The sequence below is a fragment of the Clostridium sp. CF012 genome, from assembly GCF_018861755.1.
In the GTDB taxonomy this organism is placed as follows: Bacteria; Bacillota; Clostridia; order Clostridiales; family Clostridiaceae; genus Clostridium_AD.
In genome coordinates this window covers 511,437-524,772 of record NZ_JAHLEF010000001.1, presented here as the reverse complement: position 1 = coordinate 524,772, position 13,336 = coordinate 511,437, and the positions used below count along the sequence as shown (strand labels likewise).

11 protein-coding genes are annotated in these 13,336 nt (G+C 33.0%); all 11 read left to right on the top strand.

The window, feature by feature from the left end:
• The first annotated feature begins 134 nt into the window (after positions 1-134).
• The 11 genes from KPL50_RS02680 (at position 135) to mtaB (ending at position 13,285) form a co-directional block, all read left to right on the top strand.
• Positions 135-1,250, top strand: coding sequence for a stage II sporulation protein P (locus tag KPL50_RS02680; RefSeq protein WP_216296869.1), 1,116 nt, complete (start codon positions 135-137; stop codon positions 1,248-1,250).
• Positions 1,251-1,337: 87 nt separating this feature from the next.
• Positions 1,338-1,607 carry a hypothetical protein gene (locus tag KPL50_RS02675; RefSeq protein ID WP_216296868.1) on the top strand — a complete coding sequence of 90 codons (270 nt, stop codon included), beginning with the start codon at positions 1,338-1,340 and terminating at the stop codon, positions 1,605-1,607.
• A 236-nt stretch (positions 1,608-1,843) separates the two neighbouring features.
• Entirely contained in the window at positions 1,844-3,649 is a 1,806-nt protein-coding gene (gene lepA / locus KPL50_RS02670; RefSeq protein WP_216296867.1) for a translation elongation factor 4, read from the top strand.
• A 21-nt stretch (positions 3,650-3,670) separates the two neighbouring features.
• Positions 3,671-4,795, top strand: coding sequence for a radical SAM family heme chaperone HemW (gene hemW / locus KPL50_RS02665; protein ID WP_216296866.1), 1,125 nt, complete (start codon positions 3,671-3,673; stop codon positions 4,793-4,795).
• Positions 4,796-5,072: 277 nt separating this feature from the next.
• Entirely contained in the window at positions 5,073-6,119 is a 1,047-nt protein-coding gene (gene hrcA / locus KPL50_RS02660) for a heat-inducible transcriptional repressor HrcA (RefSeq protein ID WP_216296865.1), read from the top strand.
• A gap of 104 nt (positions 6,120-6,223) precedes the next feature.
• Entirely contained in the window at positions 6,224-6,847 is a 624-nt protein-coding gene (gene grpE / locus KPL50_RS02655; RefSeq protein WP_216296907.1) for a nucleotide exchange factor GrpE, read from the top strand.
• A 68-nt stretch (positions 6,848-6,915) separates the two neighbouring features.
• Positions 6,916-8,769, top strand: coding sequence for a molecular chaperone DnaK (dnaK, locus tag KPL50_RS02650; protein WP_216296864.1), 1,854 nt, complete (start codon positions 6,916-6,918; stop codon positions 8,767-8,769).
• Between the two features lie 200 nt (positions 8,770-8,969).
• Positions 8,970-10,088: a molecular chaperone DnaJ gene (dnaJ, locus tag KPL50_RS02645; RefSeq protein WP_216296863.1), complete on the top strand. Its 1,119-nt coding sequence runs from the start codon at positions 8,970-8,972 to the stop codon at positions 10,086-10,088.
• Positions 10,089-10,217: 129 nt separating this feature from the next.
• A complete protein-coding gene (gene prmA, locus KPL50_RS02640) occupies positions 10,218-11,153 on the top strand; it encodes a 50S ribosomal protein L11 methyltransferase (RefSeq protein WP_216296862.1) in 936 nt (311 codons plus the stop codon).
• A 69-nt stretch (positions 11,154-11,222) separates the two neighbouring features.
• Entirely contained in the window at positions 11,223-11,978 is a 756-nt protein-coding gene (locus tag KPL50_RS02635) for a 16S rRNA (uracil(1498)-N(3))-methyltransferase (RefSeq protein WP_216296861.1), read from the top strand.
• Positions 11,975-13,285: a tRNA (N(6)-L-threonylcarbamoyladenosine(37)-C(2))-methylthiotransferase MtaB gene (gene mtaB, locus KPL50_RS02630; protein ID WP_216296860.1), complete on the top strand. Its 1,311-nt coding sequence runs from the start codon at positions 11,975-11,977 to the stop codon at positions 13,283-13,285. The genes KPL50_RS02635 and mtaB overlap by 4 nt, the downstream gene beginning before the upstream one ends.
• The last annotated feature ends 51 nt before the right edge of the window (positions 13,286-13,336 follow it).

Sequence of the window (13,336 nt, the reverse complement as noted above, 5' to 3'; positions counted from 1 at the left end):
AACAATTATACCAAAAAGAGGGGGTCATTGTTTTTTTGTTATAAAAACAGTTTAAACCCTTGCTAAAGCAGGGATTTATATAAATAAAACAAAGATAGTGTTAACACTATCTTGTAAAAACAGGGGGGATAAAAATGAATTTTTCAAAACACACTATTAAAAAAGATAGTAATGTGAGAATAGCTTTTAGTGTTTTCACATTACTAATTATTTTTTTATTTGGAGTCATTTTACCTAGAAATGTTGTGGCCTACAGTGAAGGAAGATATCTAAACTACCTTTATGTTAAGGCTATTGATAATACATTATCTGTAATTAAGTCCGCAAGCAATGAGCAGAAGTCTGATAACAATGAAAGTAGTATGGAATTCGAAACACTATCATTTTTAGGAATAGACATTCGAAATCCTATATCAATAATAACAAAAGAAATTGCATATTTGAATAAAAATGAAATTAGTGCTGATGTAAATGTAAAAAATGAGAGCAATGAAGTGAATAATTTAAAAACATTTATTCTTAACCCCTTTAATTTAGGCGAAAAACAAATAAGTAAGATCGAAGATACAACTGAAAAATCTAATGTTGTTGCAGCTCTTTATAATCCTAAATTGAAAAAAACTCTAAATAATGCTAAACCGGAAGTGATTATATATCATTCTCACACATCAGAGGCTTATAGCACTTCAGACACGGATAAATCTAATACAAGCAGTACATTGGATCAAACGAAAAATGTAACTGCAGTAGGAGATATAATAGAGGAGGAACTAGAAAAAAATTATGGAATTGCAGTTATACATGATAAGACTGTAAATGACAAAGGAGATTATAATGGGGCCTACAAAAAAGCTGGGGCTACGTTAGATAAGTATATAAAGGAATATGGAGATTTTAAATTAATTATAGATTTACATAGAGATAGTAAAAAGGCAGTAACTACAAAATTAAATGGTGAAAATGTGGCCAAGTTTATGTTTGTAGTGACACAGAAAAACCCTAGATATGCCAAGCAAAAGAAATTAATAGATTCCATGATAGGAACATCGAAAAATCTATTTCCAGGTCTTTTAGAAACCAGAGAAATCTATACCTATGATTACGGCATAGGTTTCTATAACCAGAATAGAAGCGATAATGCAGTACTAATTGAAGTAGGCTCAAACAATAATACTATTGAAGAGGCAAAAAATACTGGTAAGTATTTATCAAGAATAATTGCAGAGCAATTAAATGGAAAAAGTGAATAGTTTATTTTAAAAAGTGCATCCTTAGTAAGGAGAAGATAATAATTAATAATTGTTATCTATCTGTGAGAACCCTAGGAGGCATTTTTTATGCGAAAAAAAGGTAGAAGTAAATACACTCTTGTGATTTTTCTTTGTTTTTTTATATTTATCTATGGATTCACTGAAATTAATATTACTAAGGCAAAAGATGTGAGAAAAAAGTCAAAGTTCACAATGGACTTAACATTAAAACCAATTGATCTAAAAATAGAGACTGTGGACTATGTTTTTTATGTAAACAATAAAGTTATTGATAAAATGAAAGAAAAATATAATAAAGTATATGATGATATATATAATAGAATTTTTTCAAAATAATAAGATAATTGTGCCTTAAGCTAAATAAATTGTAAGGCAAGAGTATTTTGTGTTGACAAAGCTCTAGACATTTATGATATAATTTAAGTTGTTTTATAAAAATTAATATATTTTGTGCCACGCGGCAATAATATAAAGTGGAATATAAAATATATTTAGGTTATGCTAAAGAGAATGACTTAACGACACTTGCGAAGTGATGATTAATTCATATACAATAACGGGGGTAAAAATTAATGCAGAGTGATAGACAAAAATACATAAGAAATTTTTCCATAGTTGCACATATAGACCACGGCAAATCTACTCTTGCGGATAGGCTACTCGAAAAGACGGGTACTTTAACTAAAAGAGAAATGGAAGAACAGGTACTTGATACTATGGACCTAGAAAGAGAAAGAGGTATTACTATAAAATCTCAACCAGCTAGGTTAATTTATAAAAGGGAAAATGGAGAAGAATACACATTTAATTTGATAGATACTCCAGGACATGTAGATTTTAACTATGAGGTTTCAAGGAGTTTGGCTGCTTGTGAAGGAGCAGTGCTTGTGGTTGATGCGTCTCAAGGAATTCAAGCTCAGACCCTGGCAAACTGCTATCTTGCCTTAGATAATAACCTTGATATTGCACCGGTTATTAACAAAATAGACCTACCTAGTGCAAGGCCACAAGAGGTTATGAAGGAAATTGAGGACGTAATAGGAATTGAGGCCCAGGATGCTCCTCTAATTTCAGCTAAGACTGGACTTAATATAGAGGATGTTTTAGAAGCTGTAGTAAATAAGATATCACCACCGAGTGGTGACGCGGAAGCTCCACTTAAAGCACTGATTTTTGATTCTTCCTATGATAGCTATAAAGGTGTTGTATGCTACGTAAGAGTTAGAGATGGTAAAATTAGACAAGGAACAAAGATTAAGCTAATGAATACTAGTAAGATCTATGATGTAGTAGAAGTTGGAGTTTTCGTTCCAAATTATCTTCCTGTACCTGAACTAAGTGCTGGGGATGTTGGGTATATAACTGCCTCTATTAAAAATGTTAGGGATGCACGAGTTGGGGATACAGTAACAGAGGCTGCAAGACCAGCTACAGAGGCACTTAAGGGATACAGACCGGCGATACCTATGGTATTTAGTGGTATTTATCCTATAGATGGGGCCAGATATGGAGAATTAAAAGAAGCACTAGAAAAACTTCAGCTAAATGATGCAGCCTTAGGCTTTGAACCAGAGACGTCTATTGCGTTAGGTTTTGGATTTAGATGTGGATTCTTAGGTCTTCTGCATATGGAAATAGTGCAAGAAAGAGTAGAAAGAGAATTTAATTTAGATATTATTACCACAGCTCCTTCAGTTATATATAAAGTAATGAAAACTAATGGAGAATTAGTAGAGATAACAAATCCTACAAATCTTCCAGAGCCTACAGAAATTAATTATATGGAAGAACCAATAGTTAAAGCTTCTATCATAACCCCATCAGAATACCTAGGAACAGTTATGGAGTTATGCCAACAAAAGAGGGGCGTATATCTTGATATGAATTATATAGAAACTACTAGAGTGGTTGTAAATTATGAATTGCCACTTAATGAAATAGTATATGACTTTTTTGATGCCTTAAAATCAAGAACAAAAGGCTATGCATCCTTTGACTATGAATTAAAGGGATATATCAAGGCAAATCTTGTAAAATTAGATATTTTGCTTAAAGGCGAAAAAGTTGATGCTCTTTCTATGATTGTTCCCGAAGAAACAGCTTCCCATAGAGGAAGAGTCATGTGTGAAAAACTAAAAGAGCATATACCAAGACAAATGTTTGAAATTCCAATACAAGCAGCTATAAACGCAAAGGTAATTGCACGAGAAACGGTAAAAGCAATGAGAAAAGATGTGTTAGCTAAATGTTATGGCGGAGATATTTCAAGAAAGAGAAAATTATTAGAAAAACAAAAAGAAGGTAAAAAGAGAATGAGACAAGTTGGAAGTGTAGAAGTTCCACAAGAAGCATTTATGGCTATACTTAAAGTAGATTAAAAAATAAGGTGAGGGTAAGATATGAAGAATGTGGCGTTGTATATACATATTCCCTTTTGCAAGCAGAAGTGTTTATATTGTGATTTTCCATCCTATGCAGGCAAAGAGGAACATATGCTCCATTATGCCGCAGCTCTCGCAAAAGAAATAAGTAGTATAAAAGATAAAAAAATAAAAACTATTTTTATAGGTGGGGGAACTCCCACCTATTTATCTTTGGCAGGCTGGGAAATTATAAGAAAAAGTATTGATAGATTAGATACCAGCGAAGATTTAGAGTTTACAGTGGAGGGGAATCCAGGAACCTTTACAATGGAAAAATTAAACTTTTTTAAAAAAATGGGAGTAAATAGACTTAGTATTGGACTTCAAGCCTTTCAAGATTCTTTGCTTTTAAGCCTTGGGAGAATCCATACGGTTTACGATTTTAAGCAAAGCTTTGAAATGGCGAGAATGCTAGGATTTAATAACATTAATGTAGATTTAATGTTTGGTTTGCCGAGTCAAACACTTGAGCAGTGGAAAGAGACTTTGAAAAAAGTGACTGAACTTGAGCCAGAACATTTATCTTGTTATAGTTTAATAGTAGAAGAGGGTACTGCTTTTTATAAAAGATTTGAGCAGGGTACATTAAACCTTCCTGATGAGGAAATAGATAGAGCTATGTACCATGAAACAATAGTATATTTAAGAGAAAAGGGTTATTTACAATATGAAATTTCAAATTTTACAAAAGACAATATGCCCTGTAGACATAATTTGGTATATTGGGAAATGGGCGAGTATATTGGTTGTGGCTCTGCTTCTCATTCATATATCGATGGTTTTAGGTATAGGAATGAAGAAAATGTAGAAGCATATATGGAGAAAATAAATCTTCAGGGCAGTGCAATAGTAGAAAGAAAGAAAAATTCCACTAATGACGACATGGAAGAGTTTATGTTCATGGGACTTAGAAAGACCAGAGGCATAAGTAAAAGTCAATTTCAAAAAAGGTTTAATATTGATATACACAGTGTTTATGAGGTTGTAATAAGTAAATATACAAGTACTGGATTCATGGTAGAAAATGATGATAATATTTTTTTAACACATGAAGGCATTGAAGTATCTAATATAATTATGGCAGAATTTCTTATATCATAGCCCTACATACATTTACTAATTACTATTACATATAGTAGAACTGTAAATCAAAAATGAAAAAATTATAAGGCCATATGAAATAGGTAGTTTTAATTTTTATGAAGTTGACTAGAAAATTAAAGATAAATGGAGCATAGTAAATATAAACTGGCATAATGAATATAAAATGGCTATATTGAAAATAGAGGGTTATTGACAAATACAATAGTAAATGATACTTTTAATACATACTCGTTAGCACTCAATGGTAGTGAGTGCTAATAAAAGAGGTGATAATATGGAAATGGATGAAAGAAAGATAAAAATACTTCAGGCTATAGTTACAGACTATATAAATAATGGTGAGCCTGTGGGGTCCAGAACCATAGCTAAAAAGTATGATTTAGGCATTAGTTCAGCTACTATAAGAAATGAAATGTCAGACTTGGAAGAGATGGGATATATAGAACAACTCCATACCTCCTCCGGTAGAAAACCATCAGATAAGGGTTATAGATTATATGTTGATAGACTTATGCAAATAACAGAATTATCTACTGAGGAACAATATATAATTAAACATCACCTTATTAATGTTGCACTATATGAGGTTGATAAAATTGTTAAGCAAGCAACACTGGTGCTTTCGCATCTTACAAATCTTACATCTATAGTTAAGGCACCCTCTGTTCAAAAGAGTTGTATAAAATATATTCAGCTAATGAATCTAGATGCGGCCAGTGTCTTGTTTGTAATTATTACAGACAGTGGCATAATCAAAAACAATGTTATTAAGATTAGTAAACCTATTAATAGTGCTACCATAGAAAAACTCACCCAGATACTTAATTTTAGATTAGGGAAGCTTACAATTGAACAAATAAATTTAGAAGTCATTAATAATTTAAAAAATAATTTAGCTTCTTATGAAGAAATCTTTGATGGTATTATTCCAGCTTTATATGATAGTTTGTCTGGGGTGGAAACTTCAGAAATATATATTCAGGGTGCTGCAAATATATTTAATTACTCAGAATATAACAATATTAATAAAGCACGAGAGTTTTTAATTTTAGTTGACAATAAAGAGAGTATAAATAGTTTACTAAATGCGAAAGACATTACTGGTAATATTACAATAAAAATCGGTGGTGAAAATTTTGTTGAGTGTGCTAGGGAATGCAGTATCATAACGGCGGTTTATAGCGCCTCAGGAACACCCCTGGGTTCTATTGGTGTGATAGGACCAACAAGAATACCCTATGGAAAAGTTATATCCGTGTTAACTGAAATAGTTAAAGAATTAAATGATAATATAGCTCAAATTTATGACGATCATAGATAAAAATTTGAATTAAAAGATTTACTTTGAGCCGGAAATGGAGGAATAGTTGAGTGCATACAAATAACAGTAAAAACGAAAAGATTTTAAAAGAAGAAAAAATACCAATGCCCTTTGAGGATTCAAGCTCGGTTGATGAAATTGAACTTGAAGAGAACCAAAGTAATACAGAAGAAACTGAGGGTATTATAGAAGGAACTCCAGAAGATACTGAAACAGTAGAAGAGGAAGAGTTTATAGAACTTTTAGAAGGTGAAGAAGAAAAAAATATGAGTAAAAAAATAAAAAAACTACAAGAAGAGAATATGAAACTCGAAAATGAGATTATTACTTTTAAAGATAAATTTTTAAGAACTATGGCTGAGTATGAAAATTTTAGAAAAAGAACAGCGAAAGAGAAAGAAGGCATATATACTGATGCTTGCGCTGATGTTTTAAAAGAAGTTTTACCGGTGCTGGATAACTTAGAAAGAGCACTTTCTGTTGAAGGGTGTGGCGAGGATCTAAGAACTGGTGTAGAAATGACAGTAAGACAATTTAATGATGCTTTTACTAAACTAGGAGTTGAAGAACTATCTCCAGATGCTGCGTTTGATCCAAATTTTCACAATGCAGTTATGCATGTTGAAGATGAACAGTATGGAGCTAACGAAATAGTTGAAGTGTTCCAAAAGGGATATAAAAGAGCAAACAAAGTATTAAGACATAGTATGGTTAAAGTTGCAAATTAAAAGTTTTATTATAAAAACCTAGCAGTGAAAATGCTATAAACTAAAAGGAATACAAGGAGGAAATAATAATGGGAAAAATTATAGGAATAGATTTAGGTACAACAAATTCATGTGTAGCAGTTATGGAGGGTGGAGAACCAGTGGTGATCTCTAACTCAGAAGGTGCAAGAACTACACCATCTGTAGTTTCATTTCAAGCTAACGGAGAAAGACTAGTAGGCCAAGTAGCTAAAAGGCAAGCAATTACAAATCCAGATAGAACAATAATGTCAATTAAAAGAGAAATGGGTACAGATCATAAAATAAATGTTGATGGAAAATCACATACACCACAAGAAATTTCAGCTTATATTCTTCAAAAAATCAAAGCTGATGCAGAAGCTTATTTAGGAGAAGCAGTTACTGAAGCCGTAATAACTGTACCAGCATATTTCAATGATAGTCAAAGACAAGCAACAAAAGACGCAGGAAAAATAGCTGGACTTGAGGTTAAGAGAATAATAAATGAGCCAACTGCAGCAGCCCTTGCTTATGGTTTAGATAAGATGGATGTTAATCAGAAAATATTAGTATATGATTTAGGTGGCGGTACATTTGACGTATCTATATTAGAACTTGGTGATGGACTATTCGAAGTTAAATCAACTAATGGTAATACTAAACTTGGTGGAGATGACTTTGACCAAAAGGTAGTAAATTATATAGCTGAAACTTTTAAAGCAGATAATGGAATAGATTTAAGAAATGACAAAATGGCACTTCAAAGATTAAAAGAAGCTGCTGAAAAAGCTAAAATTGAATTATCATCATCAATGCAAACAACAATTAATCTGCCATTTATTACTGCAGATGCTACAGGTCCAAAGCATATAGAGATGAATTTAACAAGAGCTAAATTTAATGAATTAACTCACGATTTAGTTGATGCTACAATAGAGCCAATGAAAAAAGCTCTTGCAGATGCAGGGTTATCATTGAGTGAAATAGATAAAGTTGTGCTTGTAGGTGGTTCAACAAGAACACCAGCAGTTGTAGATGCAGTTAAAAACTTTACAGGAAAAGAACCTTCAAAGGGAGTAAATCCTGATGAATGTGTTGCTCTTGGTGCAGCAGTTCAGGCGGGAGTATTAAGTGGAGAAGTTAAAGATGTGTTACTTCTTGACGTAACTCCATTAACACTAGGAATTGAAACACTAGGTGGAATAGCTACTCCTTTAATTGAAAGAAATACTACGATTCCTGCTAAAAAGAGTCAAGTATTCTCAACAGCTGCAGATGGCCAAACATCAGTTGAAATTAACATTGTCCAAGGTGAAAGACAAATGGCTGCAGGAAATAAGTCACTAGGAAGAGTTACTCTTTCTGGAATAGCAGCAGCACCAAGAGGAATTCCACAAATAGAGGTTACTTTTGATATAGATGCTAATGGTATAGTTAATGTATCAGCTAAAGATAAAGGAACAGGAAAAGAAGCTAAAATAACAATTACAGCATCAACTAATTTAAGTGATTCTGAAATTGACGCAGCAGTAAAAGAGGCAGAGAAATTTGCTGAAGAAGATAAAGCTAGAAAAGAAGCAATTGAGACTAAAAACAACGCAGAGCAGTTAGTATACCAAACTGAAAAAAGCTTAACTGACCTTGGAGAAAAAGTTTCGCAGGAAGATAAAAAAGATATTGAAGCAAAACTTGAAGCTCTTAAAAAAGTTAAAGATGGCGAAGATATAGAAGCTATAAAGAAATCTACGGAAGAGTTAACTGAAGCTTTCTATGCTGTAACTACAAAAATATACCAAGCAGAGGCAGCACAGCAAGAACAAGGAGCACAAGATCAAGGAGCTGGCGACATGGGCGGAAATGCAGCGCATGATGACAACGTAGTAGATGCTGATTTCAAAGTAGAAGAAGATGAAAAAAAATAAGCTAAATATTTAGTGAAACCATTAAATTAAGGGTGGGGTAATTACCCTTCCCTTAATTTATTTAAAGTAAATTATATCAATAATAGTAGAAAAACTATATAATAGCATTGTTGGCATAGAAATAGATGCCATTGAATTATTTATTTTAATCAATATTTTATATAATAAAGCATATATATTTTAGGTGGTGTAAAAACAGCATGGCAAAAAAAGATTATTATGAGACCCTAGGCATTGAAAGAGGTGCTAGTGAAGAAGAAATTAAGAAAGCCTTTAAAAAGGCTGCATTAAAATATCATCCAGATAGGAACCCAGACAATAAAGCAGCAGAAGACAAATTTAAGGAAGCAAATGAGGCATATCAAGTTTTATCTGATTCAGATAAAAAAGCAAGATATGATCAATATGGTTCAGCGGATGCTGGAGCAGGCTTTGATGCTGGCTCTGATTTTTCAGGCTTTGGTGGTTTTGGAGATATATTTGGAGACATATTTGGAGGAGGTTTCTCTTCAAGAAATCAAAATGGACCCAAAAAAGGTGCGGATTTAGAATACAATTTAAATTTAAGCTTTGAGGAGTCTGTTTTTGGTGTTGAAAAAGAGATATCTGTTACCAAAAATGAAAAATGTAATGATTGCGGTGGTAGTGGTGCTAAAGCTGGTACTTCTGCTAAAACCTGTGACAAATGTGGTGGAAATGGGCAGATAAAAGTTCAAAGAAACACTGCTTTTGGAAGCTTTGCTAGCATGAGCACTTGTGATAAGTGCGGAGGGCGTGGTCAAATAATTTCTGAACCATGTAAGACTTGTCATGGCTCTGGAAAAGAGAGAAAAAACAGAAAAATTAAGATTAATGTTCCAGGTGGAGTTGACACTGGAAATGTTATGCCTCTAAGAGGGCAAGGAGAACCAGGAGAAAAAGGTGGCCCATCAGGAGACTTATATATAAATATCAGAGTAACTCCTCATAAAACCTTTAAGAGAAATGGAATTGATATTCATATAGAATCACATATAAGTTTTGGATATGCATCTATTGGAACTGAAATTAAAGTTCCAACTGTGGATGGAGACGTTAAGTATAAAGTTCCAGCAGGCACACAATCTGGAACTGTATTTAGACTTAAGGGAAAGGGTATACCTAGAGTTAACGGACATGGAAGAGGCGATGAATACGTAAAAGTCATTGTTGATGTACCAAAATCCTTGAATGATAAACAAAAGGCAGCCTTAAAACTCTATATGGAAGCTAGTGGTGAGAGTATAGAGTTTAGTGAAGATGGTAAAAAGTCTTTTGTGGATAAAATATTAGGTAAATAATTAATAATAAAAAACTTCGTTATATAAAACGGAGTTTTTTATTATAATATTGTGTTAAAATATCAAAAATGATACACTTATATAGATAAAAATGATATCTACCCTTAGGGAGAAGCAAGGAGAATAATTATGAATAAAGATTGGATTGAAGTAACTATAATAACAAGCAGTGAGGCAGTTGAGGCAGTTTCAGCCATGCTATATAATACTGGTGTAAAAGGTGTTTCTATTTTGGATCCACTAGATATGATTTTTAGGCGAGATCATACTACGGATTGGGACTATTTTGATGAAACTATTATAGACACAAATAGTGGGGTTGTAGTTAAGGGATACTATAAAGAAGATGAGAAATTTGAAAGCTACTTTGAAGAAATTAAAACAGGGGTAAATAAATTGCCTGAGTTTGGATTAGATAAGGGTTTAGGAACGGTTACGAAAGTGAAGGTAAAGGAACAGGATTGGGAAAATAATTGGAAACAGTATTATAAACCAATAAAGGTAGGAGAAAAGATTGTTATAAAACCTATATGGGAAAAATACGATAAAAAGCCTGGTGAAATAATTGTAGAGCTTGACCCGGGTATGGCATTTGGAACTGGTACTCATGAAACTACTAGAATGTGCATAAAAGCGCTTGAGAGGCACGTAAACGAACAATCAGTTGTTTTTGATATAGGAACAGGGTCGGGCATATTGTCTATCGCTGCAGCTAAGCTTGGGGCGAAAAAAACCATAGGGGTTGATTTGGACCCAGTAGCAGTAGATTCCGCTTCGCTGAATGTTAGCTACAATGATTTAAATAACATTGAGATAGTATATGGAGACTTAATGGAAGTCGTTAAAGGAAAGGCCAATATAGTTATAGCTAATATAATGGCTGATATAATTATTTTCTTAACTGAGCAAGTTAAATCCTTTATAATAGAAGGTGGGTATTTTATTTCCTCGGGAATAATCACAAGTAAAAAAGATGAGGTAATAAATAAGTTAACTCAGTGTGGTTTTAAAATTGAAGAGATAAACATAGAGGGAGAATGGGTTTGTATAGTTGCAAAGTTGTAGTCAAATAACTATATAAGGTATCTTTAAATATAACAAGTTAAAGATGCCTGGTTGAGGAGAGAATAAAAAATGCATAAATTTTTTGTGTCAAAGGCTAATATAGTAGAAAATAATGCTATTATTGAGGGCGAAGATGTAAAACATATATATAAAGTATTAAGGCTTAAAATTGGAGACAAGGTAAATGTAAACAACTGGGAAGGCATTGAGTATGTTGGGGAAATTGCTTTAATAGATAAGAAGTCGGTAACTATAAATCTATTAGAAGAAAGCTCTATAAATAATGAAAGTCCTATTGAAGTATACTTATTTCAAGGCATGCCTAAATCAACAAAAATGGATTTAATAGTTCAAAAAAATACAGAACTAGGGGTCAAAGCAATAACACCTATGATTTCGCAGCGAGTAATAGTTAAAACTGAGCTTGCGGAATTCAAAAAGGTAGATAGATGGAATAGGATAGCACTGGAGGCTTGTAAGCAGTGCAAAAGAAGTTTGGTACCTCAAATTAATGTGCCTATAGAATTTGATAACTTGTTAGAAGAGTTAATGCATATGGATTTAGTGGTGGTTCCATATGAAAATGAAGAAGGCTACGGCATAAAGAAATTGATGAAAAACATAGAAAAACAATCTATTAGTAAAGTAGCTATTGTCATAGGACCAGAGGGTGGATTTGAAGAGTGTGAAATACTTAAACTAAAAGAAATAGGAGCTAGTATTGTAACTTTGGGACCTAGAATACTTAGAACTGAGACAGCAGGTTTTACCTGTTTAAGTTTGATAATGTATGAACTAGGAGACTTAGGGGGAATTATAGAATGAAAGTTGCTTTCGCTACATTAGGGTGCAGGGTAAATAAGTACGAGTCAGAAGCCATGGTAGAAAAATTTATTCGCGAAGGATATGAAGTGGCTGAGTTTAATGATTTTTCTGACGTATATGTTATTAATACTTGTACAGTTACAAATATGGGTGATAAAAAATCAAGACAGATGATAGGACGCGCTAGAAGAGCTAATGAAAGTGCTGTTATTGCAGTGGTGGGGTGTTATGCACAGATAGCCCCAGAGGAAGTAGCCAGCATTGAGGGCGTTGATGTAGTTTTAGGTAGCCGAAATAAAGGTGATATTGTTTATTGGGTGAATAGAGCTCGCGAAGAGTCGGAGCAGGTAGTACAAGTAAGCGATGTTCTAAAAAACAAGGTTTTTGAGGATTTAAATATTAGTGAATATCAAGATAGAACTAGAGCTTTTGTAAAAATTCAAGACGGCTGCAATAGATTTTGTTCTTATTGCTTAATACCTTATGCAAGAGGAGCAGTATGTAGTAAGTTACCTGAGAAAATTATATCAGAGGTTTATGAATTAGCCCGAAATGGCTTTAAAGAAATTCTTTTATCGGGTATACATATAGCATCCTTTGGATTAGATTTAGAAGGCGGATGGAATTTAGTGAGGATTTTAGAAGAAGTAGATAAGGTTCCAGGAATAGAAAGAATAAGAATAGGTTCAATAGATCCTACCTTCTTTACAGAGGGTGTTATCGATAAGATAATGTCATTTAAGAAACTATGTCCTCATTTCCATCTTTCACTTCAAAGTGGATGTGATAAGACCCTTAAAAGAATGAATAGGCAGTATACCGCGCAGGAATATAAAGCCGTGGTAGAAAACTTAAGATTAAATATAGTGGGAGCATCTATAACTACAGATATAATTGTAGGTTTCCCTGGAGAAACCCAGGAAGAATTTAATGAAACCTATGATTTTTTAAAGGAATTAGAATTATCAAAAATGCATATTTTTAAATACAGCCCAAGAAAAGGTACCAAGGCTGCGCAGATAAAAGAGCAGATTGATGGAAATGTAAAAGAAGAGAGAAGCCACAAGCTTATTACACTTAACAATATGCTAGAAGAAAAACATATAAATACATTTAGCGGCAAATTCATGAATGTACTATACGAGCAAAAATTTAAAAATAATGAAAATGAATATGAAGGCTACACTGACAACTATGTAAAGGTTGTAGGAAAGTCATCTAAAGATATATCCGGTGAATTTCATATGACTAAGTTCACAGAAGGTATGGGCGATTATATACTTGGAGAAGTGCAAGACACTGAATAATTACGCAAAAATAAATATATGTAGCAGGAGAATAAAACTTTATGTTGAATA

Coding starts and splice junctions, on each gene's coding strand:
- KPL50_RS02680 (WP_216296869.1), top strand. CDS start 135: ATGAATTTTTCAAAACACACTATTAAAAAAGATAGTAATGTGAGAATA.
- KPL50_RS02675 (WP_216296868.1), top strand. CDS start 1,338: ATGCGAAAAAAAGGTAGAAGTAAATACACTCTTGTGATTTTTCTTTGT.
- lepA (WP_216296867.1), top strand. CDS start 1,844: ATGCAGAGTGATAGACAAAAATACATAAGAAATTTTTCCATAGTTGCA.
- hemW (WP_216296866.1), top strand. CDS start 3,671: ATGAAGAATGTGGCGTTGTATATACATATTCCCTTTTGCAAGCAGAAG.
- hrcA (WP_216296865.1), top strand. CDS start 5,073: ATGGAAATGGATGAAAGAAAGATAAAAATACTTCAGGCTATAGTTACA.
- grpE (WP_216296907.1), top strand. CDS start 6,224: ATGCCCTTTGAGGATTCAAGCTCGGTTGATGAAATTGAACTTGAAGAG.
- dnaK (WP_216296864.1), top strand. CDS start 6,916: ATGGGAAAAATTATAGGAATAGATTTAGGTACAACAAATTCATGTGTA.
- dnaJ (WP_216296863.1), top strand. CDS start 8,970: ATGGCAAAAAAAGATTATTATGAGACCCTAGGCATTGAAAGAGGTGCT.
- prmA (WP_216296862.1), top strand. CDS start 10,218: ATGAATAAAGATTGGATTGAAGTAACTATAATAACAAGCAGTGAGGCA.
- KPL50_RS02635 (WP_216296861.1), top strand. CDS start 11,223: ATGCATAAATTTTTTGTGTCAAAGGCTAATATAGTAGAAAATAATGCT.
- mtaB (WP_216296860.1), top strand. CDS start 11,975: ATGAAAGTTGCTTTCGCTACATTAGGGTGCAGGGTAAATAAGTACGAG.